The sequence below is a fragment of the Aquibaculum arenosum genome (assembly GCF_029222965.1).
GTDB classification, from domain to species: Bacteria; Pseudomonadota; Alphaproteobacteria; order Kiloniellales; family DSM-21159; genus Aquibaculum; species Aquibaculum arenosum.
Genome location: NZ_JARHUD010000006.1, coordinates 192,996 through 219,354, shown reverse-complemented (window position 1 = coordinate 219,354; position 26,359 = coordinate 192,996). Strand labels below are relative to the sequence as shown.

General features: G+C 66.0%; 25 protein-coding genes and 1 pseudogene. 15 read left to right on the top strand and 11 right to left on the bottom strand.

The window, feature by feature from the left end; all coding sequences use genetic code 11:
• Positions 1 to 34: 34 nt before the first annotated feature.
• A pseudogene (locus P2G67_RS16430) lies at positions 35 to 169 on the bottom strand (DsrE family protein); the annotation flags it as partial.
• 47 nt (positions 170 to 216) lie between these two features.
• Here P2G67_RS16430 and P2G67_RS11440 point away from each other — a divergent pair.
• From P2G67_RS11440 to P2G67_RS11420, 5 genes are all read left to right on the top strand, one after another.
• A complete protein-coding gene (locus tag P2G67_RS11440; protein ID WP_275823177.1) occupies positions 217 to 405 on the top strand; it encodes a hypothetical protein in 189 nt (62 codons plus the stop codon).
• Positions 406 to 624: 219 nt separating this feature from the next.
• On the top strand, positions 625 to 1,296 hold the full coding sequence (locus P2G67_RS11435) for a tetratricopeptide repeat protein (RefSeq protein WP_275823175.1): 672 nt from the start codon (positions 625 to 627) through the stop codon (positions 1,294 to 1,296).
• 113 nt (positions 1,297 to 1,409) lie between these two features.
• A complete protein-coding gene (locus P2G67_RS11430; RefSeq protein WP_275823172.1) occupies positions 1,410 to 2,204 on the top strand; it encodes an SDR family oxidoreductase in 795 nt (264 codons plus the stop codon).
• 123 nt (positions 2,205 to 2,327) lie between these two features.
• A complete protein-coding gene (locus P2G67_RS11425) occupies positions 2,328 to 3,935 on the top strand; it encodes a carboxyl transferase domain-containing protein (protein ID WP_275823170.1) in 1,608 nt (535 codons plus the stop codon).
• A gap of 20 nt (positions 3,936 to 3,955) precedes the next feature.
• On the top strand, positions 3,956 to 4,759 hold the full coding sequence (locus tag P2G67_RS11420; RefSeq protein WP_275823168.1) for an enoyl-CoA hydratase-related protein: 804 nt from the start codon (positions 3,956 to 3,958) through the stop codon (positions 4,757 to 4,759).
• A gap of 30 nt (positions 4,760 to 4,789) precedes the next feature.
• On the opposite strand, the gene P2G67_RS11415 is transcribed toward P2G67_RS11420, so the two are convergent.
• Positions 4,790 to 6,586, bottom strand: coding sequence for an acyl-CoA dehydrogenase (locus P2G67_RS11415; protein ID WP_275823166.1), 1,797 nt, complete (start codon positions 6,584 to 6,586; stop codon positions 4,790 to 4,792).
• A gap of 277 nt (positions 6,587 to 6,863) precedes the next feature.
• Here P2G67_RS11415 and P2G67_RS11410 point away from each other — a divergent pair, with 277 nt between their 5' ends.
• From P2G67_RS11410 to P2G67_RS11395, 4 genes are read left to right on the top strand one after another with little or no spacing between them, the layout of a single operon-like run.
• The gene (locus P2G67_RS11410; RefSeq protein WP_275823163.1) at positions 6,864 to 7,841 is read left to right on the top strand and encodes an ABC transporter substrate-binding protein; all 978 of its coding nucleotides are present in this window, start codon (positions 6,864 to 6,866) and stop codon (positions 7,839 to 7,841) included.
• Between the two features lie 55 nt (positions 7,842 to 7,896).
• Positions 7,897 to 8,748: an ABC transporter ATP-binding protein gene (locus P2G67_RS11405; RefSeq protein ID WP_275823161.1), complete on the top strand. Its 852-nt coding sequence runs from the start codon at positions 7,897 to 7,899 to the stop codon at positions 8,746 to 8,748.
• Positions 8,748 to 9,500 (top strand): ABC transporter permease, encoded by a 753-nt coding sequence (locus tag P2G67_RS11400; protein ID WP_275823159.1) that lies wholly within the window; start codon positions 8,748 to 8,750, stop codon positions 9,498 to 9,500. The genes P2G67_RS11405 and P2G67_RS11400 overlap by 1 nt, the downstream gene beginning before the upstream one ends.
• Before the next feature lie 4 nt (positions 9,501 to 9,504).
• Positions 9,505 to 10,284 carry an ABC transporter permease gene (locus P2G67_RS11395; protein ID WP_275823158.1) on the top strand — a complete coding sequence of 260 codons (780 nt, stop codon included), beginning with the start codon at positions 9,505 to 9,507 and terminating at the stop codon, positions 10,282 to 10,284.
• A gap of 6 nt (positions 10,285 to 10,290) precedes the next feature.
• On the opposite strand, the gene P2G67_RS11390 is transcribed toward P2G67_RS11395, so the two are convergent.
• From P2G67_RS11390 to P2G67_RS11380, 3 genes are all read right to left on the bottom strand, one after another.
• Complete coding sequence (locus P2G67_RS11390) at positions 10,291 to 11,157, bottom strand: isocitrate lyase/PEP mutase family protein (protein ID WP_275823156.1); 867 nt, start codon at positions 11,155 to 11,157, stop codon at positions 10,291 to 10,293.
• Positions 11,158 to 11,186: 29 nt separating this feature from the next.
• Entirely contained in the window at positions 11,187 to 12,623 is a 1,437-nt protein-coding gene (locus P2G67_RS11385) for an FAD-binding oxidoreductase (RefSeq protein WP_275823153.1), read from the bottom strand.
• An 86-nt stretch (positions 12,624 to 12,709) separates the two neighbouring features.
• Entirely contained in the window at positions 12,710 to 14,506 is a 1,797-nt protein-coding gene (locus P2G67_RS11380) for an SLC13 family permease (RefSeq protein WP_275823151.1), read from the bottom strand.
• Between the two features lie 583 nt (positions 14,507 to 15,089).
• Between P2G67_RS11380 and P2G67_RS11375 the strand changes: the two genes are divergently transcribed.
• The 4 genes from P2G67_RS11375 to P2G67_RS11360 all read left to right on the top strand — a co-directional run bounded on the left by P2G67_RS11375 (position 15,090) and on the right by P2G67_RS11360 (position 19,104).
• Complete coding sequence (locus P2G67_RS11375; protein ID WP_275823149.1) at positions 15,090 to 15,587, top strand: hypothetical protein; 498 nt, start codon at positions 15,090 to 15,092, stop codon at positions 15,585 to 15,587.
• Positions 15,574 to 16,338: a response regulator transcription factor gene (locus P2G67_RS11370; RefSeq protein WP_275823146.1), complete on the top strand. Its 765-nt coding sequence runs from the start codon at positions 15,574 to 15,576 to the stop codon at positions 16,336 to 16,338. The genes P2G67_RS11375 and P2G67_RS11370 overlap by 14 nt, the downstream gene beginning before the upstream one ends.
• 8 nt (positions 16,339 to 16,346) lie before the next feature.
• Entirely contained in the window at positions 16,347 to 17,870 is a 1,524-nt protein-coding gene (locus P2G67_RS11365; RefSeq protein WP_275823144.1) for a sensor histidine kinase, read from the top strand.
• Positions 17,871 to 17,949: 79 nt separating this feature from the next.
• On the top strand, positions 17,950 to 19,104 hold the full coding sequence (locus P2G67_RS11360) for a mitochondrial fission ELM1 family protein (RefSeq protein ID WP_275823142.1): 1,155 nt from the start codon (positions 17,950 to 17,952) through the stop codon (positions 19,102 to 19,104).
• A gap of 25 nt (positions 19,105 to 19,129) precedes the next feature.
• On the opposite strand, the gene P2G67_RS11355 is transcribed toward P2G67_RS11360, so the two are convergent.
• The 5 genes from P2G67_RS11355 to P2G67_RS11335 all read right to left on the bottom strand — a co-directional run bounded on the left by P2G67_RS11355 (position 19,130) and on the right by P2G67_RS11335 (position 23,963).
• Positions 19,130 to 20,410 (bottom strand): TRAP transporter large permease, encoded by a 1,281-nt coding sequence (locus tag P2G67_RS11355; RefSeq protein WP_275823140.1) that lies wholly within the window; start codon positions 20,408 to 20,410, stop codon positions 19,130 to 19,132.
• 5 nt (positions 20,411 to 20,415) lie between these two features.
• Positions 20,416 to 20,910, bottom strand: a complete 495-nt coding sequence (locus tag P2G67_RS11350; RefSeq protein ID WP_275823138.1) for a TRAP transporter small permease — start codon at positions 20,908 to 20,910, stop codon at positions 20,416 to 20,418.
• Between the two features lie 147 nt (positions 20,911 to 21,057).
• Entirely contained in the window at positions 21,058 to 22,047 is a 990-nt protein-coding gene (locus tag P2G67_RS11345; RefSeq protein WP_275823136.1) for a C4-dicarboxylate TRAP transporter substrate-binding protein, read from the bottom strand.
• 105 nt (positions 22,048 to 22,152) lie between these two features.
• Positions 22,153 to 23,223 carry an Ldh family oxidoreductase gene (locus P2G67_RS11340; RefSeq protein WP_322099694.1) on the bottom strand — a complete coding sequence of 357 codons (1,071 nt, stop codon included), beginning with the start codon at positions 23,221 to 23,223 and terminating at the stop codon, positions 22,153 to 22,155.
• Positions 23,220 to 23,963 (bottom strand): SDR family oxidoreductase, encoded by a 744-nt coding sequence (locus P2G67_RS11335; RefSeq protein ID WP_275823134.1) that lies wholly within the window; start codon positions 23,961 to 23,963, stop codon positions 23,220 to 23,222. The genes P2G67_RS11340 and P2G67_RS11335 overlap by 4 nt, the downstream gene beginning before the upstream one ends.
• 120 nt (positions 23,964 to 24,083) lie before the next feature.
• Between P2G67_RS11335 and P2G67_RS11330 the strand changes: the two genes are divergently transcribed.
• Both P2G67_RS11330 and P2G67_RS11325 read left to right on the top strand, forming a co-directional pair.
• Positions 24,084 to 24,854, top strand: a complete 771-nt coding sequence (locus P2G67_RS11330; protein ID WP_275823132.1) for an SDR family NAD(P)-dependent oxidoreductase — start codon at positions 24,084 to 24,086, stop codon at positions 24,852 to 24,854.
• A 25-nt stretch (positions 24,855 to 24,879) separates the two neighbouring features.
• The gene (locus P2G67_RS11325; protein WP_275823130.1) at positions 24,880 to 25,854 is read left to right on the top strand and encodes a GntR family transcriptional regulator; all 975 of its coding nucleotides are present in this window, start codon (positions 24,880 to 24,882) and stop codon (positions 25,852 to 25,854) included.
• 23 nt (positions 25,855 to 25,877) lie between these two features.
• Here P2G67_RS11325 and P2G67_RS11320 read toward each other — a convergent pair whose 3' ends face one another.
• Entirely contained in the window at positions 25,878 to 26,327 is a 450-nt protein-coding gene (locus P2G67_RS11320; protein ID WP_275823127.1) for an Lrp/AsnC family transcriptional regulator, read from the bottom strand.
• Between the last annotated feature and the right edge of the window lie 32 nt (positions 26,328 to 26,359).

Genomic DNA, 26,359 nt, shown 5'->3' with positions numbered 1-26,359 from the left:
AAGAGTTCTTCCGGGCCCGCAGCCAAGGATAGTGTCAGAAGCTCAAGGTGGCGGCGCCGGCCTTGATGCGCTCGTGCATCGCCGAGGCGCCGGTGATGATGACGCCGTCGAGCAGATCGCTTTGCTCGTAGCCGCGTGCCTTGACGCAGGGTGTGCAGGCCCAGAGCGTGCCGCCGCGGGCGAGGAAGCGCGCATAAGGTTAGCCAGGGGTTGGGCGTGCGCGTGATCGGCGGCGCGGTGGCGCACGATGTCGACGGCGGCGCTGGTCAAGAACATGGCCACATCGAGACCGGCGGTCATCCCGCCATTGGCGATGGTGAAGGCCACGGAGGCCAGTTCCTCTTCGGGTCCATGGGTCACAATCACGACAAGCTGGCGTTGCTCGAGCATCGTTTCCTCCCATGACAAACAGGTGTCTGGAAAGACTGCGGCAGTTGTCTATGCCTTGCTTGAAGAGATCTCGGTCGAAACGTGGATTCTGTTCTGCGTGCCCGAAAATGGCAGATTTCAGCCGTTATCCTGAAAGTCGAATCCAGGCCCTCTCCATGTTTCCTCCACTCGGGCGTCAAGCAACCGCATGGGACCAGGCGCATGCTGGTGATGAAGCAAAAGGAGAGGATCTCCATGGCACAGGTACAGCAAGCCAGCACGGCGACAGCTACGACCGCCGACGATTCCGAGTTTGTTCGGTTCTGGAATGACGTGCTCGGGCCGAAGTTCAACCGCTTCCGGCACATTCTGGTCGGAGGCCTGAGCCGGCACAGCGAAGCGGTTTTTCCAAAGTTGCCGGTGCGCGAGGGCGACCAGGTGCTGCGGCTGGTGCGACAGGAGTACGATCTGGCCATCGACGCGCTGGAGCATGCCTTGGACCTCAATCCTTTCCTCGCGGTCTCCCACTGCGGACTGGGGGATTCGCTGGTCTACGAGGGACGAATCGAGGAGTCTGTGGAGCACTTCGAACGCGCGATTGCGCTCAGTCCCCACGATCCCTTCCGCTGGGCGTTCTATGCGTACAGGTCCCTGGCGCATCTCTTCGGCGGTGACCCCGAGACCGCAGCCCGGGTGGCGCGCCGTGCGGTCCAGGTGCCGAACGCTCACTTCTCGGCGCATGCCAATCTGCTGTCGGCGCTGGGCCACCTGGGCGTCACCAGCCAGGTGGCCGCCGCCCGCAACGCGCTGGAGCGGGTCCGCCCCGATTTCAGCCTCGAGAAGGCCCGCGCGCGCCTCTTCTACATCAAGCGTCCTGAACACCTGGAGACCTACCTTGAAGGACTGCACCGCGCCGGCTTGCGGTGAGGACCCCTATTGTGCACTGGCGGATTATTGCGGCCCCGGACGTGAGGGAACTTGCGGGCGGGCCGGGATGACGATGCTATAAGGGGGAAGCCAGAACACAAGGAGAGGCATTCATGACCCAACCCCCGATGCTGCGCGCCGATGTCAGCGGCCAGCGCGTGATCCTGACCGCCGGTGCATCCGGCATAGGCCGCGCCATGGCCGAGACCTTCATCGCCAACGGCGCCCGTGTCGAACTCTGCGATGTGGACGAGAACGCGCTGGCGGATACGGCGGCCGCCTTGCCGCAGGCGGGCGTGCATCGTTGCGACGTTGCGGACTCCGCGGCGCTGGACGGCTTCTTTGCGGATGCCCTGGAGTCTCTGGGCGGCCTCGATGTTCTGATCAACAACGCAGGCATTGCCGGACCGACCAGCCCGGTGGAGGAGATCACCGAGGAGGAGTGGCGACGCACGCTGGACATCGACATCACCGGTCAGTTCCTCTGCGCCAAGCGCGCGGTGCCGCATCTGCGCCGGGCCGGGGGCGGGGCGATCATCAATCTCTCCTCGGCAGCCGGTATCTTCGCCTTTCCCATGCGCTCGCCCTATTCGGCCAGCAAGTGGGGGGCGGTTGGCTTCACCAAGACGCTGGCGGCGGAATTGGGTGACGCGAACATCCGCGTGAACGCGCTCTGCCCCGGTGCGGTGGAAGGGCCGCGCATTCGCGCCGTGATCGCGGCAAAGGCCAAGCAGCGCGGCATCTCCGAGGCCGAGATGGAGGAAAGCCTGCTGACCGACGTCTCGCTCAAGTGCTTTGTCTCGCCCTACGATATCGCCAACATGGCGCTTTATCTCTGCAGTCCGCTGGGCGCGACGATCAGCGGCCAGGCGCTTTCCATCGACGGGCACATGGTGGCGATGCGCTGACGCGCCCTTGTCACCTCTGCCACGCCTGCGACCTGCACCAGCAGCGCGGCCGCTCTTGCCCTCCGGGGAGTGGGCCGCGCATGCTGTGGCCGGTTCGATCCAGTAAGAGAGCCTGTCCGATCCATGACCCGCATCCGCACCACACTGTCCACGCGCGGCGATGAATTCGAACGCAATCGCGAGGCTATGGAGGCGCTGGTCAGCGACCTGCGCGCCAAGGTCGCCACGGTCAAGGAGGGTGGGGGTGAGCGCGCACGCGCGCGTCACCTGGACCGCGGCAAGCTGCTGCCGCGTGAGCGGGTGCGCAACCTGCTGGACCCCGGTGCGCCATTCCTGGAGTTTTCTCAGCTTGCCGCCTGGGAAATGTACGGGGAGTCGATCCCGGCCGCCGGCATCATCACCGGGGTAGGGCGCGTCGCCGGACGGGAATGCGTCATCATTGCCAACGACGCCACGGTCAAGGGCGGCACCTACTACCCCATGACCGTGAAGAAGCACCTGCGCGCCCAGGAGATCGCCGAGCAGAACCATCTGCCCTGCCTCTATCTGGTGGATTCCGGTGGCGCCAATCTGCCCAGCCAGGATGAGGTCTTCCCCGACCGGGATCACTTCGGGCGCATCTTCTTCAACCAGGCCAACATGTCCGCCAAGGGCATCCCGCAGATCGCGCTGGTCATGGGTTCCTGCACCGCCGGCGGGGCTTACGTGCCCGCCATGTCGGATGAATCGGTGATCGTGCGCAACCAGGGCACCATTTTCCTCGGCGGTCCGCCGCTGGTGAAGGCGGCGACGGGGGAGGAGGTGAGCGCCGAGGATCTGGGCGGTGCCGAGGTGCACAGCCGCGTGTCGGGCGTCGCCGACCATCTGGCGGAGAACGATGACCACGCGCTGGCCATTGCCCGGCGCATCGTCGGCAACCTGAACCGGCAGAAGCCCTCCTGGCTCGAGCACAGCGAACCGCGTCCACCGGCGCACGACCCCGAGGAGTTGCTGGGCATCGTTCCCACGGACCTGCGCAAGCCCTACGACGTGCGCGAGGTGATCGCGCGCATCGTCGACGGCAGCGAACTGGACGAGTTCAAGGCGCTCTACGGCACCTCCCTGGTCTGCGGCTTTGCGCGCATCTGGGGCTATCCTGTCGGAATCGTGGCCAACAACGGCATCCTCTTCAGCGAGTCGGCCCTCAAGGGCGCCCACTTCATCGAGCTTTGCGCCCAGCGTGGCATCCCCCTGGTCTTCCTGCAGAACATTTCCGGCTTCATGGTGGGTCGAAAGTACGAGGCGGGCGGTATCGCCCGCGATGGCGCCAAGCTGGTGACCGCCGTGGCCACGGCGAAGGTGCCGAAGTTCACGGTCATCATCGGCGGCAGCTTCGGCGCCGGCAACTACGGCATGTGTGGGCGTGCCTACGATCCGCGCTTCCTGTGGATGTGGCCCAATGCCCGCATCTCCGTGATGGGCGGTGAGCAGGCGGCCAACGTGCTGGCCACGGTGCGCCGAGACGCGCTGGCGGCCCGCGGGCAGGACTGGCCCGAGACCGAGGAAGAGGCCTTCAAGGCGCCGATCCGCAGCCAGTACGAGGAGCAGGGGCATCCCTACTACGCCACGGCGCGCCTCTGGGATGATGGCATCATCGACCCCCGCGACACGCGGCGCTGCCTGGGGCTGGGTCTGTCGGCGGCGCTTAACGCCCCGCTCGAGCCGACGCGCTTCGGCCTCTTCCGCATGTAGGACCGCAGAGGGACCGCGCCATGAGCGAACCGCAGGACGACAAGCCCCTGTTCAGGGAAAGCTACGACGCGCGCGGCATCGCGCGTATCACCCTCGACCGGCCGGAGGTCCACAACGCCTTCAACGACCGCCTGATCGCCGACCTGACGGCGACGCTGCACGGCATCGATGGCGACGAGACGGTGCGGGCGGTGGTTCTGGCGGCGGAGGGGCGCTCCTTCTCCGCCGGCGGCGATCTCAAGTGGATGCGCGCCACCGCCGACTACACGGCGGAGGAGAACCTGCGCGACGCCGAGGCCCTGGCGGAGCTGATGCGCGCGCTGAACGACCTGGGCAAGCCGACTTTGGCGCTGGTGCAGGGGCCGGCCTATGGTGGCGGCGTGGGCCTGCTGGCCTGCTGCGACCTCGTGGTGGCGGTGGAGACCGCGAGCTTTGCGCTGAGCGAAGTGCGCCTTGGCCTTATCCCTGCTGCGATCTCGCCCTACGTGGTCGCGGCCATCGGCGCGCGGGCGGCCCGGCGCTATTTCCTCACCGGCGAGCGCTTCTCCGCCGAGGAGGCGCACCGCATTGGGCTGGTGCACAAGGTGGTGGCGCCCGACCGCCTTGAGGATGCCGCGCACCGCCTGTTGGACGAACTGCTGGCTGGCGGTTCCCAGGCGCAGTGCGAGGCCAAGCGCATGATCTTCGACGTGGCCAACGCGCCGGCCGACGCCGCCCTGCGGCGGGAGACGGCCGAGCGCATCGCGCGCATTCGGGCCTCCGATGAAGGCCGCGAAGGCCTCAACGCCTTTTTGGAGAAGCGCAAGCCGACCTGGACGAGGTAAGCCACTGCGGCTTCTGGCGGCAGGCCCGCCTCAGAGCGCATCCTCTTCCAGCGCCAGCGTGCTGGCTGAGCCACGGATGGCAGCCGCTGCCGCGGCCACGGCTTCGGGCAAGATGCTGTCGGCATAGAAGCGGGCGGTGGCGATCTTGGCTTCCAGGAACGCGGTGTCGCTGTCGGGGTCGTCGATCTGCTCGGCCGCAGCCAGCGCACCGCGCGCCAGCAACCAGCCGCCGGCCAGCGTGCCGGTCAGGCGCAGATAGGGCGTGGCGCCGGCGGCGGCTTCCTGCGGGCGCTCCGGGAAGGTCTCCATCAACCAGCCCGTCGCCTGCTCGAAGGCATCCGCCGCCTCGTCCAGACCGCGACGCAGGGCCGAGAAGGCGGCACCCTTCGCCTGACCCACCTTGGCCTGGGTGGCGCGCACCTCTTCCAGCAGGCGCAGCGCCGGCTTGCCCTCATGGCGCATGATCTTGCGGGCGATCAGGTCCAGGGCCTGGATGCCGTTGGTGCCCTCGTAGATCGGCGTGATGCGGGCGTCGCGGTAGTGCTGTGCGGCGCCCGTCTCCTCGATGAAGCCCATGCCGCCGTGGATCTGAATGCCGATGGAGGCGACCTCGCAACCGATGTCGGTGCACCAGGCCTTCACCACGGGCGTCAACAGTTCGAGCACGTCGACCGACTGGTGCCGGCGCACCTCGGGGTCGGGATCGGCCTTGGCCCGGTCGAGAGATGCGGTGGTGAAGTAAGCCAGCGCCCGCGCGGCTTCGGTCTGGGCGCGCATGGTCATCAGCATGCGGCGCACGTCGGGATGGCGGATGATGGGCACGGAATCCGGATCGCGGCTCCCCATTTCCCGGCCCTGCAAGCGGTCCCGGGCATAGCTCAGCGCCTGTTGATAGGCACGCTCGGCGATGGCAACACCCTGGATTCCCACGGAAAGCCGGGCATTGTTCATCATGGTGAACATGTACTCCATGCCCCGGTTTTCCTCACCGATAAGGAAACCGATGGCGCCCTCGCTGTCGCCGAAGGACATGACGCATGTGGGCGAGGCCTTGATGCCCAGCTTGTGCTCCAGCGAGACGCAACGCAGGTCGTTGCGCTCGGCCGGATTGCCCTCGGCGTCGGGCAGAAGCTTCGGCACCAGGAAAAGGCTGAGGCCCTTGGTGCCCACCGGAGCGTCGGGCGTGCGGGCCAGCACCATGTGGATCACGTTCTCCGACATGTCATGCTCGCCATAGGTGATGTAAATCTTCTGGCCGCGAATGCGCCAGCGATCGCCGTCGGGTTCCGCCCGGGTGCGCGCCGCACCCACGTCCGAACCGGCCTGGGGCTCGGTCAGGTTCATGGTGCCGCTCCACTGGCCGCTGATCATCTTGGCCAGGTAACGCTCCTTCTGTTCAGGCGAGCCGTGCGCCTGCAACAGCTCCACGGCCCCCTGATTCAGCAGCGGGCAGAGGGCGAAGGACATGTTGGCGGCGTTCCACATCTCCTGTACCGCCACGGCCAGCGACCAGGGCAGGCCCTGACCGCCGTGATCCTTGTCGAAGGGCAGGGCGTTCCAGCCGCCGTCCACATAGTGGCGATAGGCCGCCGCGAAGCCGTCGGGCGTGCGCACCACGCCGTTCTCCAGTTGGGAGCCAGCGATGTCGCCGGGCTGGTTCAGCGGTGCCAGTTCCTCCGCAGCCAGCTTTCCGGCCTCCTCCAGGATGGCATCGACAAGATCCGGCGTTGCTTCCTCGTAGCCCGGCAGCGTCGCGATGTCGGCCAGGCCGGCAATCTCCTGCAGTACGAAGCGCATCTCGTCGATCGGGGCGCGATAGTCGCTCATGGCTCGGCTTTCCCTACGGAGTACAAAGTCGGTGGTTGCCCGGTCGGATGTTTGCCCGGGGCACCGGGTCTAGATAACCACCCAGCCCGCCCCTGTCCATGAAGCGGGCGGACCGCGCGACCCAAGGCGTGTCGCACTGGCGCGCGAGCTGTATTATGGTGGTGAGGTGACGGCGTGTGGGGCGCTTGCGGGCAGAGCGCAAATCTCGCTAGCGTGTACGGCGCGAACGTCAAACGAACGAAGAAGCAAAGAACAACACGGAACCGGGAGAACATCCATGAGACTTGCGAAAACCATGCCCGTTCTGGCGGCGGCCGGGGTGATGTCACTGCTTGTCGCGCCGGCGAAGGCAGTCGACCTCACGGTCACGCATTGGGGTGTCCTGATGTACGGCGTGCCCTTCGCCGTGGCCTGGGATCAGGGCTACTTCGAGGAGGAGGGCATCGAGGTCGATGGTTTCATCACCTCGCAAGGCGGCGGCACGACGCTGCGAAACGCGCTGGCTTCCGAGGTGCCCTATGGCGAAACCGCCCTGGCCGCCGTGGTGGCGGCGGCGCATGAAGGCCTTGATCTCACCATTGTGCACGCCGGTGTGCGCAGTGTGGGCGACCTGCTCTGGGCGACTCGCAGCGATGCCGAGGACGTCAACGAGATCGACGACCTGAAAGGCCGCCCAGTCGGCTACACCAGCCCGCGCTCCGTGTCCCAGTCGGTGCTCTTCATGTCCATGGATGCCGCCGGTATCGCCACCGACGACTACGATCCCCGCTCGCTCGGTGGTGTCGGCTCAGGTCTGACGGCGCTCGACGAGGGCGTGGTGGATGCGGCCCTGGTGCTCGAACCGGTTTGGACCCGGCTGCAGGATAAGTACAAGCCCGTCTTCTTCGCCGGCGACCTGCTGCCCCCCATGACTCAGACGGTGGGTGTGGTGCGCACGGACTATCTGGAAGAGAATGGCGACACCATCCGCGGCATCATCGAGGCGCGCCGCCGCGGCGTCGAGTTCATCTACGACAATCCGCGTGAGGCCGGCGAGATCCTGGCGCGGGTCTACGACATGGACGAGGAGATCGCGATCACTGCGGTCGAGAATGTGGCCGCCATCGACTACTGGAGCCGCGGCGACTTCGAGATCGAAGCCATGAACAATATGCTCGACGGCCTGCGCCTCGTGGATGCCATCGACGACGGGCCCTTCGACTGGTCCGGTCTGATCGATGAGCGCTATCTGCCGGAGGACCTGCAGGGCGAATAGCGGGCTGCCTCCTGTTTCGCCTGATCCAGCCGGGAGTTGAACCAGGGAGTTGAGTATGTCGGACAGCGCGGCTCTGCACGCGTCTGAAACCGCGCGGGTGGAGCCGCAAGCGCATGTCGAGGTCCAGGGCATCACCCGGGTCTATCCCCCGGTGGCCGGCAATCCGGCGGTCCACGCGCTGGGACCGCTGGATCTGACCCTGCGCCAGGGGGAGTTCTTCTCCGTGGTGGGGCCGTCCGGGTGCGGCAAATCCACCCTGCTGGACGTGGTGGCCGGCCTCGCCGCGCCCTCGGAGGGAACGGTCCGTTTCGAGGGCAAGCCGGTCGCCGGACAGGTGCCGGAGGGAATAGGCGTCGTCTTCCAGGAGGACGCCTCCTTCCCCTGGCTCACGGTCTACGACAACGTCGCCTTCGGTCTGCGGCGCCAGGGGGTGAACCGCGGCGATCTGGCGGCGCGGGTGGACTATGCCGTGGAGTTCATGGGTCTCAAGGACTTCGCCCGCGCCTATCCGGCACAGCTCTCCGGTGGCATGCGCCAGCGGGTGTGCATCGCGCGCACCCTGGTGCTCAAGCCCCGGCTGCTGCTGCTGGATGAGCCCTTCGGGGCGCTCGACCAGCAGACACGCCTGTTGATGGGCGATGAGGTATTGCGGCTCTGGCGGGAAACCGGGGCCACCATCATGTTGATCACCCATGCGCTGGACGAGGCGGCGATGCTCTCGGACCGTGTCGGGGTCATGTCCTCGCGGCCCGGGCGCTTCATCGAGGTGCTAGAGACCGGCTGGCCGCGCGAACGGGACAGCCGGATCGTCTCGGAGGAAGCCTTCGGGCGCATCACCAGCCGGCTCTGGTCACTCTTGCGCGAGGAGTCGCTGGCGGCGATTGGCGGCAGGGGGGCAAAGGCCTGATGCCCGTCTGGCTGATCCGCCTGATCGTCGTTTTTGCTGCCTTCGGGCTGCTTGAGATCGCGTGTCGTAGCGGCTGGATCGACGCCTACACCATGCCGCCCCCCAGCCTGATGCTGGTCTATGCCTGGCAGGTGCTTGCGTCCGGTCGAATGACGGAAGACATCCTGCTCACCTTGCAGAACGTCGGCGCGGCTTTCGTCTTTGCCGTGGTCATTGGCTTCCTGGTCGGCGTCTTGCTGCACCGCTGGCCCCGGCTGCGTCGAGCCGTGGATCCGTTGTTGGCCAGCTACTACGCCGTGCCGGTCTTCATCTTCTATCCGCTGTTCATCGTCATCTTCGGGCTGAACAACTGGCCGCTCATCGCCATCGGCTTCCTCTTTGCCGTGGTGGCGATGGTGATCAACACGCTCAATGGCTTCGACCGGGTGCCGCGGGTCTTCTTCAAGACCGCCCGAGTGCAGGGGTTCAGTCGGCCGGCGGAAGTCTGGTTCATCACCCTGCCGGCGGCCGCGCCCTATCTCTTCACCGGGGTGAAGCTCTGCGTTGCCTATGCCTTCATCGGCGTGGTGGCCGGCGAGTTCATTCTTGCCGGCGCGGGATTGGGCTACGAGATCGCCTTTGCCTACAACAACTTCGACAACCGGACCATGTACGGGCTCATGGTCTTCCTGCTGGTCTTCGTGACGGTCGTGAACATGGCGCTGCATGTCTGGGAGCGGAAGCTGCACGCTCGCCGCAGCCGGGGAGGCTGAGGCGATGGCGCAGGCACAAGAGGCAAGCAACAGCGTCAGGAGCGAGCGTGCGCGCGGGCTGCAGGATGCCATCCTAGTCGTCCTGGGCATTCTGGTGGTCTGGCAGGGGCTGCATTGGCTGGCCGGAGATGTGGCGGTGAGTTCGCCCTGGGCCACGGTGTCTCGGCTGGTGGAACTGCTGCTCGACCCCGGTTTCTGGCCCAATGTTTGGGAGACGCTCTATGCCTTCGGCTTGGCGTTGCTTTACGCGCTGCTTGGCGGCTTGATCATTGGCGTCACCCTGGGCGGGCACCGCCTGTCCGGCGAGGTGGCCGAGCCCATCCTGGTTGCGCTCTACTCGATCCCCAAGATCACGCTCTATCCCGTGATCCTGCTGCTCTTTGGGTTGGGGATGTCGGCCAAGGTTGCCTTCGGCACCATCCACGGCATCATCCCGGTGATCATCTTCACCATGAACGCCGTGCGCAACGTTGCGCCGGTCTATCTGCGCACGGCCCGGGCCTTGCGCATGGGGCCGCTGTCCACCGGCTGGCGCGTGCTGCTGCCCGCCACGGTGCCGGAAATCGTCTCGGGCTTTCGCATCGGTTTTGCGCTCACCCTGCTGGGCACGCTGATCGGCGAGCTTTTCGCCTCGCAGCGGGGCCTGGGCTTCATGATCATCCGCTCCATGGAGCGACACGATGTCCCGACGCTGCTGGCCGTCTCCTTGCTGCTCTTCCTCTTCGCGACGCTGTGTAGCTGGGCGCTGCTGATCGTGGACCGCCGCCTGAATAGGCGGCTGTAAGGCGCCTCAGGACTTCTTGTCCTCGGCGTGGCGCCGTTCGAAGTCCCAGACTGCTTCGAAACCCATCAGGCGGCTGAAATCCATGAAGTCATAGAGCTCTCCGCTGTAGCGGCGGCTGTCGCCGGTGTTCAGCAGTGCGCCATAGGCCTCGCGCAGGGCGGACCCGGCGGCAAGAAAACCAAGGGCGGGAAAGATCGCGAGGCTGTAGCCCAAGGCCTGCAACTCCGTGCCGCTCAGCACCGGCGTGCGACCGCCTTCCACCATGTTGGCCAGCAGCGGCTGATCGAAGCTGCGGCAGACCCGCTCCATCTCCTCCACGCTTTCCGGTGATTCGATGAACAGCACGTCTGCGCCGGCCTCGGCAAAGGCTTCGCCGCGGCGCAGAGCTTCATCGAGGCCGAGCGAAGTACGGGCATCGGTGCGCGCGACGATCAGGAAATCCTGGCTGTCGCGCGTCTCCACCGCCACCCGGATCTTGCGCAGCATGTCCTCCAGCGGCACCACCCGGCGTCCTGGGGTGTGGCCGCACTTTTTGGGAAACTCCTGGTCCTCGATCTGGATCGCCGCCGCGCCCGCCCGCTCATAGCCGCGCACCGTATGCTCGACGTTGAGCAGCCCGCCATAGCCGGTGTCGCCGTCGGCGATCAGCGGCACCTTGGAGGCTGTCGTGAAGGCACTGACGCGCGAGACCATGTCACTGTAGGTGGCAAGGCCCGCATCCGGCAGCCCCAGGTGTGAAGCAACCGTGCCATAGCCGGTCATGTAGTGCGCCTCGAACCCCAGGGAGTCGGCGATCTTTACCGAGATCATGTCGAAGACGCCGGGGGCGATCAGGATCTCGGGTTGCGCAAGGCGCTGTTTCAGGCTGGGCACGGGGGATCCCTCTTTCGTCGTTCGATGTGTCAGAGCAGCTTGCCCGGGTTCATCAGGCCTTGCGGGTCAAAGGCCGCCTTGACCCGGCGCATCATCTCCAGCTCCAGCGGCGACTTGAAGCGCGCATTCTCGTCGCGCTTCATGCGGCCGATGCCGTGTTCGGCGGAAATCGACCCGCCAAAGCGATGCACGATGTCGTGGACCAGGCTGTTAAGTTCGTCCCAGCGCTCCAGGTAGGTGGCGGTGTCCGCGCCTTCGGGCTGGCTGAGGTTGAAGTGGATATTGCCGTCGCCGACGTGCCCGAAGGCCACCGGGCGAATGCCCTCGCAGGCCTTCGCCACCGCCGCGCTTGCCTCGGCGATGAACGCCGGCACGCGGGAGACCGGGACAGAGACGTCGTGCTTGATCGAGCCGCCCTCGTGTCGCTGTGCCTCGACCACGCCTTCGCGCAGGCGCCAGAAGGCGGCGCGCTGCGCCTCCGTCTCCGCCAGCGAAGCGTCGCCCACCAGCCCTTCCTCGTAGGCGGTCATCAGCGTCTCTTCCAGCGCCTCGCGCAGTCCGCCCTTTTCCCGCCCGCCAAAGAGCTCGATCAGCACGTACCACTCGTGCGGGGCCTCCAGCGGATCCTGGCAGCCCTCCACGTGGCGGCAGGCGAAGTCGAGCGCGATGCGTGGCAGCAGCTCGAAGGAGGTCACGCTTTCGCCGGAGGCGGCGCGGCAGCGCCCGAGCAGGGAGACCGCCGCTCCGGGATCACGGACCGCGGCGAAGGCCGTCACCACCTCGCGCGGCCGGGCATAGAGCTTCAGCACGGCTGCGGTGATCACCCCCAGCGTTCCCTCCGCGCCAATGAAGAGCTGCTTCAGGTCATAGCCGGTGTTGTCCTTGCGCAGGCTGCGCAGTCCGTCCCAAACCTGCCCGTCCGGCAGCACCACCTCGAGCCCCAGCACCAGATCGCGGGCGTTGCCGTAGCGCAGCACCTGCACGCCGCCGGCATTGGTGGAGAGGTTGCCGCCGATCTGACAGCTCCCCTCGGCACCCAGGCTCAGCGGGAAGAGCCGGTCCGCCTCTTCGGCGGCCTGCTGTATCTGCTGCAGGATGCAGCCGGCCTCGACCGTGATGGTAAAGTTCTCCGCGTCCAGGGCGCGCACGCGGTTCATGCGGCCGAGATTGAGGACGATCTCCTCGCCGGCTTCGAAGGGAATCGAGCCGGCTACCAGGCCGGTGTTGCCACCCTGGGGCACCAGCGGCACTGCGGCCTCGGCGCAGAGGCGCACCACTTGCGCGACCTCTTCGGTGCTGGCCGGGCGCACCACCAACGGCGACTTGCCGATATAGCGGCCGCGCTGGTCCCGCAGGTAGGGCAGTTTTTCGTCCTGGTCCTCGATCAGACCGCGCTCGCCGACGATCTCGGCCAGGCGCCTGCGCAGTTCGGCCAAACGGCCGGTTGTTATCGTCTCTGTGCTCATGGCGCGAAGCTTACCGCCCCCTCGGGTATGACGCCAGACGTGCCGTCACCTTCAGGCAAGCAGCAAACAGCCGGCACGACCTGCCTCTACAGCGGCCAGACCAGCAGGATCATTGGCACGGCTACGGCCAGCACCAGGAGCTGCAGCGGCAAGCCCATGCGCCAAAAATCGCCGAACCGATAGCCGCCGGGCCCGAGGATCAGGGTGTTGTTCTGGTGGCCGATGGGGGTGAGGAAGGCACAGGAGGCGCCTACAGCCACCGCCATCAGGAAGGGATCGGCCGCTGCATCGAGGCTGCGGGAGACGCCGATGGCGATGGGCGCCATCACCGCTGCAGTGGCTGCGTTGTTCATCACGTCGGTGAGCCACATGGTGACGAGCAGCATCACCGCGAGCGCCACCACCGGGATGCCGCGGGCCACGTGCTCCACCAGATTGCTGGCAACCAGTTCCGCTGCGCCGGTTTGCGACACGGCATTGGCCACCGGGATCAAGGCCGCCAGCAGCACGATCACCGAGCCGTCGATCGCGGTGTAGACCTCGCGCAGTGGCAGGACGCGCAACAGCACAGCCAGCAGAGCCGCGCCCACGAAGGTCAGCGCCGGCGGGGCGATGCCCAGGGCTGCCGTCGCCGCCCCGCCGATGAGGAGTGCACCGGCGATGGCGGCCTGGCGCGGCTGCATCAGGCGCAGGCCGCGACTGCCCAGCGGTGCGCAGCCGAAAACGCTGATGAAGTTGCTGATCCGCTCCTCTTCGCCTTGCAGCAGCAGCACGTCGCCTGGCGCGAAGCGGAGCCGGTTGAGCCGCTGGCCGCGCGAGCGGCCCTGGCGTGACACGGCAATGAGATTGAGACCAAAGCGAGTCCGAAGACGCATTTCCAGGGCGCTGTTCCCGATCAGGCGGGAATCCGGGAGGATCACCACTTCTTGCAGCTGCACATCATCGGACTGCAGGTGCTTTTCCTGATTGCCGTTCTCGTCATCGCGCCCCACCAGAACCAGACCGAGGCTTGAGGCGGCGCCCGAGAGGCCTTCGGGGTCGGCCTCGATGATCACCACGTCGTTCTCGGTCAGCCGTCTGTTGCGGTGTGGAACGAGGATGCGCCGCTCGTCCCGGGCGAGCGCCAGGATGACAGCGTCGTGGCCCTTCAGCTTGTCCTCAAGTTCTCCCACGGTCCACTCTTCCAGCGCGGCTTCGGGCGTGAGGCGAACCTCGCTGAGATAGGCGCCCACGTCGAAGAGCTTGCCTTCCCGCGCCGTGCCTTCACGGGCCCTCGGCACCAGGCGCCAGCCGATAAAGGCGATGAAGGCGACGCCCACCAGGGCGACCGGTAGGCCGACCGGGGTGAAGGCGAACATGCCGAAGGACCCTCCGTCCAGATTGTTGCGGAAGCCTGCAACGATCAGGTTGGGCGGTGTGCCGATCAGGGTGGTCATGCCGCCGAGAATTGAGCCGAAGGACAGCGGCATGAGCACCAGCGCCGGATTGATGCTGTTCCGGTCCGCCGCCTGAATCGCCACCGGCATCAGCAGTGCCAGCGCGCCGACATTGTTCATGAAGGCCGAGAGCACCGCCGCCAGCAGGCAGGCGGAGAGAATCAAGAGCGTCGGACCAGCCTTCTGGGGCAGGGCGCGGTTGGCGATAACGTCCACTGCGCCGGTGATGGTCAGGGCGCGGGACAATACAAGCACCGCCGCCACCGTGATGACTGCCGGATGACCCAAGCCGGCAAAAGCGCCATCCGTCGGCACCAGCCCCAGCGCCACGGCCGCGAGCAGCAGGCAAAGCGCAACAACGTCATGGCGTAGCCTTCCCCAGACGAAGAGGCCCAGCGCTGCGACGATCAGTGCCAGGATCAGGGTTTGGTCCAGGGTTGGTGCCAAGTTCGCTCCTCCTTGAGGGCGACCTCCGGCCTCATTCAGCCCACGTGGTGCTGGGCGAAAGGCGAAGTGTGAGTGCCGCCAAAGTCTCCTTTAACGATAGCGCAGGGGTTTCTGTCCAGCAGACGGTTCCTATCGACGCAAAGGTCCCCGCTCGCCAGTCGGCGGCGGCGCCTGATTCGCAGCTGGGGCCAAAAGTCGCGAAACCTGTGTCAAAAGAGGTAATGGGCTACCAGCAATTTGCCGCCGCTGTGCGTGATGGCGCCCTTCGCGCACGGCCGTTATTGACCGGACCCTGTTGGCGCGCCAACACGACGCCTCCAAGAAATCAGGCCTCACAGAGGCTAAATGCGGATTGGTTCAATTTGAGTAAAACGGAAGGCGCGCACCTCCTGTATAGCGGGTGGTGCTATGGAGGAAGTTCGATCGTGCGCCCGGTCCCGGCCGATGTATACTCACTATGGCTTTATCGGGGCAAGACAGAGGCTTGACGCTTTCCTTTGGGAGTGGACTCTATAATGCAGGCTTCCCACAAAAGCCATAATTATCCGTTTTCTACGGCCGCGCTCTAATCAGGGACAGGAACTTGGACGATAACAGTGACAGGGCAGTGTTTGGTGCAGCACCGCAACCGAAGAATTGCGGCGGTCGCTTTCTACTGGTAGCAGTGATGATGCCGTTCCTGTTGCTGGCTGGCTGTGAAACGACCGGTGAAGAGAGGGTCGAGGTTGTGCTGGGAGAGGTTCTAGAGCCTGACCAGCAGGTTTCGGAGCCGGCTGAGGGACGGCGCGGACGGCCGACGGCCGCGGGCCCGCGCAAGCCCATGCCGCCCCTTACTCTCACCACAATTGTCGGGCGAGATGAGGCCGGAACGGTTGAGATGTTGGGGCAGCCCGCCCAAGTAAGAGTAGAATCGCCGGCAACCATTTGGACGTATAAGCGCGGCGAATGTCATCTGGAGATATACTTCTATCCCTCACTGCGGGAGCGTCGTTTGCAGTCCCTGACCTACGAGATCGACGGCCCCGACGATCAGACCGATTGTCTTCAGCAATTTGGATTGGCGGAAAATGGTACTAGCTGAGGCGGCCGCCTTCCCGGCCAACGAAAAGGTGCGGATTGCGATCGTCGATGACGATCCCCTGTTCCGTGAAACCCTGACAGAGAATCTCACCGAGGCGGATTTCGCCGTCCAGGCCTTCGACGGCGGCGAGCCCTTCTTCCACTGGCTGGGGGATGGCGGCGAAGCCGACCTGGTGCTGCTGGACTGGCGCATGCCGGACATCAACGGCATCGAGGTGCTCCGACGGCTGCGTGATGACGGCATCGAGGTACCGGTGATTTTCCTGACCGCGCTCAGTGAGCAAATATACGAAGAGGCCGCCCTGCACAGCGGCGCCGTCGACTTCGTCGAGAAGTCACGCAGCTTTGCGATTTTGCGCAAGCGGATCGATCTCATCCTCGACGGAGCGAAAGCGCCTGGTGCCACCGCTGGCGGTGAGGAAGGGCAAACCCGGCGCCTCGGCGAGCTGGAGCTGAAACTGGACAGCAGCCGCGCCTTCTGGAAGAACAAGCGCGTCAATCTCAGCTTGACAGAATTTAAGCTGGTACAGCTCATGGTCGAGCGCGCGGGACAGGATGTGACCTATCGGGAGCTCTACGATCTGGTGCACGGGCGCGGTTTCGTCGCCGGCTCCGGCCCGGACGGCTACCGGGCAAACGTCCGGACCTTCATGAAGCGCATACGACAGAAGTTCCGTGAACTCGATTCTGAGTTCGACGAGATCGAGAATTACCCGGGCTTTGGATACCGCTGGCGTAAGGGGCAGTCGTAGCGTCGCTCATGGTGCGAACCGCAGGTCGGATATGGCGCTCTCTCGGGGCGAAGCTTTTCGTCATTCTGGTGATTTTTGTCGCCGTGCCCGTGGTGCTCTACGGGCCCTTCCGCCTTGCGGACAAGGAGCGCAACACCCTGCTGCTGCAAAGCGTTCAGCAGCAGGGCTGGCTCATTGGTCATAGTCTGAAGCCCTTCCTGGAGCGCTTTCAGGGCACCGATGCCGCGGTGCTGCAGGAGACCATTGCCGACCTCGGGCAGCAGGGCGTCAAGGTGCGCCTGCTCCTGCGCCCCCTGGAAGCGGCGGGCAGCAGTTCCTTCTTCCTGGTGGCCTCCACCGACCAACTCGGCACCGATGAGATGGAGCAGGAACTGGAACAGCTCATCGAGACTGATGTGCTGGTCACCCTGGAAGAGACCTGCCAGGGACAGCAGCCCCTGGCGACCCGCTACGTCTCCCCGGATGGTGAAGAGGAAGTCCTGACCTCCATCACCCCGGTCAACGGGCCGCGTGGATGCTGGGCCGTGGTCACCGCCCACCCCACCTCCGGCCTGCTGAGCGCCACCTTGGGCCAACCCTACTGGCAGATGCCCGAAGTGCGGCTCGCGGCGGCCATTTATCTGCTGATGGCCGTGGTGATCATCCTGCTCTTCCTGGGCTTCTGGGTGAGCCTGCGCCGCTTTGCCGGCTTGGCCGAACGTATTCGGGCGCGCTCGGTGGTCGATGGTGCCTCCTTCGCCAAGCTCAATCGCATGCCCGAGCTGGCAGGTGTCGCCGAGGAGTTCGACCGCATGGTGGCCACCCTGGAAGACTCCTCCCGGGAGATCCGCTACGCCGCCGAGGAGAATGCTCACGCCCTGAAGGCGCCCCTGGCGGTGATCAGCCAATCGGTGGAACTGCTGCGCCGCGCGGTGTCGCCGGAGCATGAGCGCGGCCAGCGCGCGCTGCATCTTGTTGAGCAGTCGGTGGCCAGGCTCGACGGTCTGGTGGCTGCGGCGCGGCGCATGGAAGAAACCGTTGCCGAGCTGATGAACCCGCCGCGCGAGCGCATCGACCTCTCTGCGTTGCTGGGGCAGTTGATCGCCCCCTATGCCATCGGCGCGCCCGGCAATGCCACCGTGCGCGTGGTTTCTCACCTGGAGCCGGGCGTCGAGATCCTTGCCAGCGACGAACTGGTGGAAACGGTCGTCGAGAACCTGTTGGACAACGCCGTGAGCTTCTCTCCGCCCGGCGGCGAGGTGCGCATAGCCCTGGTGCGTGAAGGCAACAAAGCGGTGCTGTCGGTGGAGGATCGTGGTCCCGGCGTCGTCGACGGCGATGTGGAGCGCATCTTCGAGCGCAACTATACGAAGCGGCCCAGGAGCGCGTCGGACGGTGAGCTGGGGCACCCAGGCGGCATTAAGCTGCCGAACTTTGGCATTGGTCTTTGGGTGGTCCGCCGCAACATCGAGGCCATCGGCGGTACGGTGCGCGCGGAGAATCGCGAGGGCGGCGGTCTGCGCGTGCGCGCCGAGATGCCGCGCAGCGACTGATCTTCCGCTCCGCGGGCCGGTTTGACCCGCTTGGTGCCGCCGTCTATCAAGACCCTCCCCGAGCGATGGACTCCCCGCTTTGCCGCAAGAAACGGACACTCCCCACCAGCAGCCTGCGCTAAGCGATCCGCTGGATGCAGACCCGCCCAAGGTCTGGCTGATGATGGGCCACCGGGCCGGGGACAACACCCAGGTGCTGGCTCTGGCCGAGGCTTTGGGTTGGCCCTATGAGATCCGGCGCTTCGTCTACAAGCCCTATGAACTGCTGGTGAACCTGACCCATGGACCGACACTGCGCGGGGTGGTGCGGGAGAAGTCGTCTGCGCTGCACCCGCCCTGGCCCGACCTGGTGATCTCGGCCGGGCGGCGCAACGAACCGATTTGCCGCTGGGTGCAAGCCCAGGCGCGGCCCGAGAAACGGGTGCGGCTGGTGCATCTCGGCCGGCCCTGGGCAGCCTTCCACCGCTGGGATTTGGTGGTCACCACGCCGCAATACCGCCTGCGCGACCATCCGGTCATCCTCCAGAACAAGACCCCCCTGCATCGGGTCAAGCCCGAACGGCTGGAAGCCGATGCCGAAGCCTGGAAGGACCGCCTGGCCCATCTGCCGGGTCCCTACATCGCGGTGGTGATCGGCGGCAACAGCGGGCCCTACAGCTACGACGCGGCGGCCGCCGAGCGCCTCGGGCGAGAGGCCTCGGCACTGGCAAAACGCCACGGCGCCTCGCTGCTGATCACCACCAGTGCGAGGACCGGGCCCGAAACCCTGGCGCCCTTGGAAGCCGCGCTAGACGTCCCGCACCTGCTCTATCGCTGGCGGCCCCAGGACCCGGACAACCCCTACTTCGCCTTCCTGGGCCTGGCCGAGCGCGTGGTCGTGACCGGCGACAGCGTCTCCATGGCCACTGAGGCCTGCGCCACGGGCAAGCCGGTCTATCTCTTCGATCTGGGTGTCGGCTGGCGCTCCATGCGTGACGCACGCAGGCAAGGGCGTTGGGCCTTCTTCAACGGCGGCGATGCCTTCGACTTCCGGGCCTTCGTTTACCTCATGGGCATGCGCCTGGGGCCCAAGCGGATCACCCGCGACATCCGCATCATCCACGACTACCTGCTGCGAAGCGGTCGCGCCGCCTGGCTGGATGAGGGCGATCCGCCGCCCAACCCGCCGCCTTTGGAAGACATTTCACGGGCGGTGGCGCGGGTGCGCGCGCTTTTCGCTGCGCCAAGCGCATAGAGCTAAAGGCGCCGAGCAGGGGCGCTCAGCCGAAGATCAGGTTCGGCAGGAAGAGCACTGCGCCGGGCAGAAACACCAGACCCAAGATGACCAGTGTGACGGCGCCCAGGAAGGGCAGGGATTCACGAGTGTACTCTCCGACCGGGCAGCGCAGGATGGAGCAGACCGCATACATGGCTGCCCCCACCGGCGGCGTGAAGTTGCCGATCGTGGCTGCGAGGATGAAGATGATGCCAAAGTGCACGGGGTCGGCGCCGAGCTGACGCATCAGCGGCAGGAAGATCGGCGTCAGCATGATGATCAGCACCGTTGCATCCACGAAGAAGCCGATGGCCAGCACCAGGAGCGCGATGAGGATCATCACCAGCCAGGGCGTTTGGGTGATGCCGGTCACCCAGCCGGCTGCCGCCTCGGGCAGCCGCTCCATGACGATTCCGTAGCTGAAGATGGCCGAGAGCGCGATGAGGAACATGACGGCGCCCACGTCGGCGAGGCTGCTCTCGAGGCCTTCCACGAAGCCGCGGAGCTTCAGGCGCCGATAGACCAGAACGCCGATGAGCAGAGCATAGACCACGGCAAAGGCGCCAATCTCCGAGGGTGTGAAGATCCCCATGCGCAGGCCGACCAGCAGGAAGACCGGGAAGAGCAGCGCCCAGATGCCGGCGATTAGCGCCCGGCCGACTTCCGCGGCGGCAGGTGACTTCTCGCGCTCCGGCTTGTAGCCGCGCTTTGCCGCCGTCCACCAGACAGTCGTGGCCAGCGCAACCCAGAGCAGCAGGGCAGGGATGAAGCCGGCGGCGAAAAGCCGGCCGATGGAGACTTGGCCGATGGTGCCGTAGAGGATCATTCCGATCCCGGGTGGAATGATTGGGGTCAAGGTGGCGCCGAAGGCGAGGATGCCGCCGGTGAAGCCTCTGGTGAAGCCGCGGCGCACCATCTCGTGGCCCAGCATTCGGGTCTGCATGGCCGCATCGGCAATCGCCGAGCCGGAAACACCACCCATTAGAGCCGAAAGTGCCAGGGACACCTGGGCCAGGCCGCCGCGCAGGCGGCCAGTCAGGATCGATGCCAGATCGAGCAGGCGCTCCGTGATGCCGGAGCGATTCATGAAGTTGCCGGCCATGATGAACAGCGGCACGGCCAGCAGAGCGAAGTTCTGCGTCTGCGAAACGGTCACCTGCACCGGGATGGTGAAGGGCAGTTCCGGATTCTGTACGAAGAAGAGTGCGCCGGAGATGCCGATTGCGAAGGCAACGGGCATGCCCATCAGCAGCAGGACGGCGAAGGCGGCGATGACCAGAAGCATGGCGGCTAGGGACTTCCGCTCACGCGCGCGGCGTCCGGCTCCTGCCGCACCAGGCCCACCATGCGATGCAGTGTGGTGACCAGCAGCAGCGCGCTGCCCACGACGATGCTGGCGGTCACCCAGGAGTAGCTGACGCCAGGGATGCCCTGGAAGCTACGAGCGCGGCTGGTCCAGGACAGAAGGGTGCCGGCATAGATGACGTATCCGAGGAAGCCGGCGATGATGGTGTGGTTGATCAGGGCAAGGGCCTGCGCTGCGCGTGGCGGCAGGCTGTTCGGCACCAGGTTGATCGACATCAGCGCATCGCGCCGCCAGGCGATATCGGCACAGAGAAAGCAGCCCCAGGCAAAGAAGCAGGTGGCGAGATCGATCGTCCAATTGAGGGGATGGCCCAGCATGCGGGCGATCCCGCCTGTAAAGATCAGCGCCACCATGAGCAGCAGGAAAGTTCCTGCCAGAATGGCTTCGATACGTCTGAGCAGCGAAGCGAGTTTCGCCATTCTAAGCCTTTATGTCCCGTTCCTGGAGTGGGCCGGCACGCTCGGGCCCACAGAATAATCGCTGTCGGCGCAGGCAGCGACAGAAGAAGGGGGAAGCCTGCGCCCGATCGGCCCGAAGCAAAGGGCCAATCGGGCGTGAGCGTTACATCAGTCCTGGATTTCCGCCTGGACCTGGTCGCGGGCTTCCAGCAGGTCCAGCGCTTCATAGGCCGCATCACCAGCGGCGCGGAAGGCCTCGAGGTCGACGTCCTCCACGATGGTCATGCCGGCCTCCTGGAGCTGCGCCTTGGCTTCCTGAGTGGCCTGCTCGATCACCCGCGAGGTCTCCTGGCCAGCCGCGCGGCATTCTTCCACCAGGGCCGTCTGGTAGTCCTCGGGCAGGCCGTTGAACCACTCCGCACTGACCACCTGGAAGTTGATCAAGAGGATGTGCGCGGTCTCGTTGGCGTGGCTGAGCACCTCGTTCAGGTTGGCGGCCGTGATGTTCGGGTAGACCAGCTCGGCGCCGTCAACGGCGCGCTGCTGCAGACCTGGATAGATGTCGCCGAAGTTCATGGCCGTGGGCGTGGCGCCCAGTGCGCGGATCGATTCCTGCCAGATCGGTGCCGGGGGCGTGCGGATGCGCAGACCATCCAGATCCTCGGGCGTGCGCACGGGCTCGTTGGTGAAGAAGTGCCTGAAGCCCTGCACCCAGTCGAAGCACACCACTTGGATGCCGTGGTCGTTCGCCAGTTCGTCCATCCACTCCTGCATGGTCGGCGAGTCCGCCAAGGCGAAGGCCTCCTCCAGTGAGCCTACGAAGTAGGGACCATTCACCACCGCGATACCGGGCACGTAGTTGCCCATGCGCGCTGCGTCGGTGTTCTGGCCGATGTTGGCGCCCTGGCGGATCTGCTCGATGATGTCTTCCTCCACGCCGAGCTGGGAGCTGTGGTAGACATCCATCTGCAGGCCGCCGTCGGTCCGCTCCTCGACCCGCTCGGCCCATTTCTGGAAGCCTTCATGGAAGGGTTCGCCCGGTCCGAGGACATGGTTGAAGCGCAGGCTGTATTCCTGCGCCGTGGCGGTGCCGTGGGCGCTGAGGGCCAGAACGGCGCCAGCGCACGCGAAGGTCAGGCTCTTGGAAAGGCTTGTCATCGGTTTCCTCCTCTGAACGACCCCCCTGTCTCATGGGGCTAGGGTTGCTGCACACTATGCTTCCAGCGGCCCGGCCGCCGCCTGGGCCTTGGGCTTCGCATCCTTTCACGGCACCGATAGCCGATAGCGTTCGGCCAGGCGCTCGAAGTTCTCAAGTGTCGTGGGGTCGATTGGAATACCATTACGGCGTCGCTGCTCTGCTTCGGCCCATTCACGGTCGCCGGGGGCCATGACCTGTCCGCTGGCGCGCGCCGGGGAGGCACGCAGCGCCTCCAGATAGTGCTCCATCCCCGCCTGGAAGTCGTCGCGTGAAACAAAGGCATCGGGACACATCGCAAGAGCAAAGGCACCCAGTTTGCGCGGCGTGCTGAGATCGGGTCCGCCCATGGGCAGCAGTTCGAAGCTGAGCCGCATGCCGGTGACGACAGCACTGAGGATCTCGGCCAGACCGGCGAGGCCCGCGCCTTTGAAGCCGAAGGCCCCGCCCAAGGGAGCGAGCATGGCCACCGCCTCGGGGTTCGCCGTGTCCTCGCCTCGCTCATCCGAGGCAACATCCGGGGGCAAGTCCTGCCCCAGGCTCTTGTAGAGTTGGACGCGATTGAAGGGCACGGCACTGCTTGCCATGTCCAGTAGCCAGGGCTTCTGTCCCGCTACCGGAACCGCGCAGGCGATAGGGTTGGTGCCGTGAAAGCGCTCCGCTCCCTCGTGCAACCGCACGAAGCTGTCGGCATTGCAGGTGACCAGGCCGATCATGTCCGCTTCCGCCGCTGCCAGGGCGTAGGCCCCGGCCGGGCCGAAGTGGGAGCTGTTGACGATGCCGACGGCGGCCAGGCCGCAGTCTTGTGCGAGGGTGGCCGCTTCCTCCATGGCGCGATAGCCGGCAAGCGCACCGTGCCCGTCATCGGCGTCGAGCAAGGTGGTGGCGCGCGCGGTTCGCTTGAGCGTCACCTCTGGGGCGGGGTTGACGCGGCCGCTCTCGAGAACTGTGGCGTAGTGATCCAGCAGCCGGATCCCGTGACTGTCCACGCCGTGCAGCGATCCGTGCATCATAGCGCGCGTGGCAGCCTCCGCCGTGGGCTCATCGGCGCCGGCGGCCGCCAGAACCTGTCGGCTGAAAGCAGCCAGGTTTTCCGGTACCACTCGGTAGGCGGCGGGCGGCGGCGCGCCGTCGGTCACAGCGTCTGACCTCCATCCACCACCAGGGTGATGCCAGTGGTGAAGGCAGACTCATCGCCGGCTAGATAGAGGGCGGCGGCCGCCATCTCCTCGGCGGTGCCGAGCCGACCCATGGGCTGGCGTGCCAGGAAAGCCTTGCGGGTGGCTTCGGGTTCTTCCGAAGCCTCGATCCGCTCCTCCAATGAGGGGGAAAGCGTGGTGCCAGGGCAGAGCGCGTTGACCCGCACGCCGGAGCGAATGACATCGCGCGCCGCAGCCTTGGTGAGTCCGATCATCGCGGCCTTGCTGGCCCCATAGGCCGCGCGACTGGCGACACCGGTGACCGAGGATGCGACGGAGGCCACGTTGATGATTGATCCGCGGCCCCGCTCGATCATGCCCGGCAGCACCGCGCGCATCATGCGAAAGGCCGAGGTCGCGTTCTGGTCAAGGCTTCTGGCCCAGTCCTCCTCCGAGCAATCAAGGATCGAGCCGTTGTGCACCCAGCCTGCACAGTTCACCAGGACATCCACCCGGCCGAATACGGAAACCAGGTGCTCGATGCCGGCAGGGTCGGTGACGTCCAGTTCGTAGGGCGTGATGCCCGGATGAATGCTGGGCAGATCCGCCATCTTCGAGCGCGTTCGGCTGGCCGCCGCAACGTCGGCGCCCTCGCGGGCGAAGGCAAGGGCAATGGCCCGGCCGATCCCCTGGCCGGCGCCAGTCACGATGGCACGCTTGCCTGCCAGTCTCGATGACATCGTTACCTCCTTGTGCGAGCCGACTTCACGCTGGCGCCTGTTTGTCTACTGTGTACACTATACATTCGAGGTTTTGGAGAGCAACCGGCTTTGTGAGATAAGGGGCAAAAGGAGAGGCGCATGTTTTCACCCGAGAACTTTTCCCTGCAGGGCCGGCGTGCCCTGGTAATCGGCGGCGCCGGGGGCATCGGGCTCGCGCTGGCGCGTGGCTTCGTGGCGTCCGGCGCGACAGTGCTGCTTGCCGGGCGTGACGAGGCGAAGCTGCAGCGCGGCGAGAGCGAGCTGGGCCAGGTTGGGGCGGGACCCTTCGTCTACACAGTCGATGCGCGCAGCGTCTCCGCACTCGAGACGCTGGCCGAGACCGTGGAGCGCGAGCATGGCGGGCTCGACATCTTGATCAACTGCCAGGGTACGACCGCCATCAAGCCGGCCCTGGAACTGAGCGAGAGCGAGTGGGACGCCATCATCGACACCAATCTGAAAAGCGCATTCTTCGCCTGCCTGGCGTTCGGCCGCAGAATGCTGGCGCATCAGCGTGGCGCAATCATCAACATCACGTCACTGGCGGCGCACTACGGCTGGGCCAATGCCGCCGCCTACAGCGCCAGCAAGATGGGCTTGAGCGGGATCACCCAGTCCCTGGCCGCCGAATGGGGCGAGCAGGGCGTGCGGGTGAACGCGATTGCGCCCGGCTTCTTCATGACCGACCTGAACCGCGAGCGGATGCCCGAAGCCCGCAAAGAAGAAGCTCGCAAGCGCGCCGCCATGAAGCGCATGGGCGAGCTGGACGAACTGGTGGGCGCAGCCGTCTACCTGGCCTCCGATGCCTCCGCCTTCGTGAACGGCACGACCCTGCGGGTGGATGGCGGCTATCTCTCCTCGGGCATCTGAAGCGCGCGCGCCAAGTGGGAAGGCCATGAGCGCTTCGCGGCCTGTTGCGCACCTCTATCAGCGCGCCCGCGCCATCCTCGCGGCCCAGATTGCCGCAGGGCAACTTGGCCAGGGAACGCGGCTGACCGAGTCGGCCGTGGCCGCGCAGTTCGGCATCAGCCGAGCGCCGGCCAGGCGGGCCCTGGAGGAACTGGCGCGCGATGGCCTGCTGGTGCGTGCGCAAGGGCGGGGATACGAGATCGCCGGCCGGCCGGGGGAGCAGGCGCCGCCCCAAGCCGATGCGGCAGCCGTGGCGACGACCCAACTGCTATCGCCGCCGCGCTGGGAAGCCATCTACACCGAGGTGGAGGAGGAGATCATCGGCCGCATCTCCTTTGCCCGCTGGCGAGTCAACGAGGCTAAGCTGGCGCGCCACTACGCCGTCAGCCGCACGGTGGCGCGGGAGGTGGTCGCACGGCTGCAGCAGCGTGGCCTGGTCCTGAAGGACGAACGCTCGCGCTGGTTTGCCCCGGCCCTGACCCCGGAGCATGTGGGGGAACTCTACGAACTACGCGCGGTGCTCGAGCCCGTGGCTCTGGCTAAGGCGGTGCCTCACCTGCCGCCGGCCTTGCTGCCGGCCATGCGCTCGGCGCTCGAGAGTGCTCTGGCGGGGGCCGAGCCGGTGGAGGGGCCGGTGCTCGACCGCCTGGAAGAGGAGATGCACGTCACGCTGCTGGGACACTGCGGCAACCGCGCGCTGATGCAGGCGATCACCATGCCCCAGTCGCTGCTGATCGCTCACCGCTTCCTCTATCGCTGGACGCCGCGACTGTTCGAAACGGAGCCCTTCCTGCCGGAGCATCTGGCAGTGGTGGATCACCTGCAGGCCGGAAAGGTCCAGGAGGCCGCTGCGGCTCTGGAACGGCATCTCCATGACTCCCGCGAGCGGGCGCTGGCCCGCGTCAAGGCCATCCGCAATGAGTTCCAGCCGGAAGAGCTCTCCTATCTTGAACGGCTGTGAGCACTGGGGAAGCAGTCCTCAGCTCACCGATGCGTGAGCACGTTGCGGATGGAGAAGCTGGAGTGGACGCGGGAGACGCCGGGTAGGACCGAGAGGATGTCTTTGTGGATGCGCTCGAAGGCGTCAGGGTGTTCCACGTTCACGCGCAGCAAATAGTCGGCGACCCCGGTCATCAGATAGCACTCCCGGATCTCCGCATGGCGGCGCACCGCTGCCTCGAAGCGATGGAAGTAGTCTTCCGTCTGGCGTTCCAGCGTGATCTGGATGATCACGGCGATGCCTGCGTCGGCTGAAGCGCCGCCGATGAGCGCCGTGTAGCCGCGGATCACGCCTTCCTGCTCCAGGATGGAGACCCGCCGCAGACAGGCCGACGGGGAGAGGCCCACCTCGGTGGCCAAGCGCGCGTTGCTCACCCGGGCATTGCGGCGAAGGACGCGCAAAATGTTTCGGTCAACCGCGTCCAGCTGCTTCATGGCATTTCCTTCGTCACGGTGATCGATCCTGC

Excerpts from the sequence above, each read along its gene's own strand:
- P2G67_RS11435 (WP_275823175.1), top strand. The coding sequence starts at position 625 with ATGGCACAGGTACAGCAAGCCAGCACGGCGACAGCTACGACCGCCGAC.
- P2G67_RS11430 (WP_275823172.1), top strand. The coding sequence starts at position 1,410 with ATGACCCAACCCCCGATGCTGCGCGCCGATGTCAGCGGCCAGCGCGTG.
- P2G67_RS11425 (WP_275823170.1), top strand. The coding sequence starts at position 2,328 with ATGACCCGCATCCGCACCACACTGTCCACGCGCGGCGATGAATTCGAA.
- P2G67_RS11420 (WP_275823168.1), top strand. The coding sequence starts at position 3,956 with ATGAGCGAACCGCAGGACGACAAGCCCCTGTTCAGGGAAAGCTACGAC.
- P2G67_RS11415 (WP_275823166.1), bottom strand. The coding sequence starts at position 6,586 with ATGAGCGACTATCGCGCCCCGATCGACGAGATGCGCTTCGTACTGCAG.
- P2G67_RS11410 (WP_275823163.1), top strand. The coding sequence starts at position 6,864 with ATGAGACTTGCGAAAACCATGCCCGTTCTGGCGGCGGCCGGGGTGATG.
- P2G67_RS11405 (WP_275823161.1), top strand. The coding sequence starts at position 7,897 with ATGTCGGACAGCGCGGCTCTGCACGCGTCTGAAACCGCGCGGGTGGAG.
- P2G67_RS11400 (WP_275823159.1), top strand. The coding sequence starts at position 8,748 with ATGCCCGTCTGGCTGATCCGCCTGATCGTCGTTTTTGCTGCCTTCGGG.
- P2G67_RS11395 (WP_275823158.1), top strand. The coding sequence starts at position 9,505 with ATGGCGCAGGCACAAGAGGCAAGCAACAGCGTCAGGAGCGAGCGTGCG.
- P2G67_RS11385 (WP_275823153.1), bottom strand. The coding sequence starts at position 12,623 with ATGAGCACAGAGACGATAACAACCGGCCGTTTGGCCGAACTGCGCAGG.
- P2G67_RS11370 (WP_275823146.1), top strand. The coding sequence starts at position 15,574 with ATGGTACTAGCTGAGGCGGCCGCCTTCCCGGCCAACGAAAAGGTGCGG.
- P2G67_RS11365 (WP_275823144.1), top strand. The coding sequence starts at position 16,347 with ATGGTGCGAACCGCAGGTCGGATATGGCGCTCTCTCGGGGCGAAGCTT.
- P2G67_RS11355 (WP_275823140.1), bottom strand. The coding sequence starts at position 20,410 with ATGCTTCTGGTCATCGCCGCCTTCGCCGTCCTGCTGCTGATGGGCATG.
- P2G67_RS11350 (WP_275823138.1), bottom strand. The coding sequence starts at position 20,910 with ATGGCGAAACTCGCTTCGCTGCTCAGACGTATCGAAGCCATTCTGGCA.
- P2G67_RS11345 (WP_275823136.1), bottom strand. The coding sequence starts at position 22,047 with ATGACAAGCCTTTCCAAGAGCCTGACCTTCGCGTGCGCTGGCGCCGTT.
- P2G67_RS11335 (WP_275823134.1), bottom strand. The coding sequence starts at position 23,963 with ATGTCATCGAGACTGGCAGGCAAGCGTGCCATCGTGACTGGCGCCGGC.
- P2G67_RS11330 (WP_275823132.1), top strand. The coding sequence starts at position 24,084 with ATGTTTTCACCCGAGAACTTTTCCCTGCAGGGCCGGCGTGCCCTGGTA.
- P2G67_RS11325 (WP_275823130.1), top strand. The coding sequence starts at position 24,880 with ATGAGCGCTTCGCGGCCTGTTGCGCACCTCTATCAGCGCGCCCGCGCC.
- P2G67_RS11320 (WP_275823127.1), bottom strand. The coding sequence starts at position 26,327 with ATGAAGCAGCTGGACGCGGTTGACCGAAACATTTTGCGCGTCCTTCGC.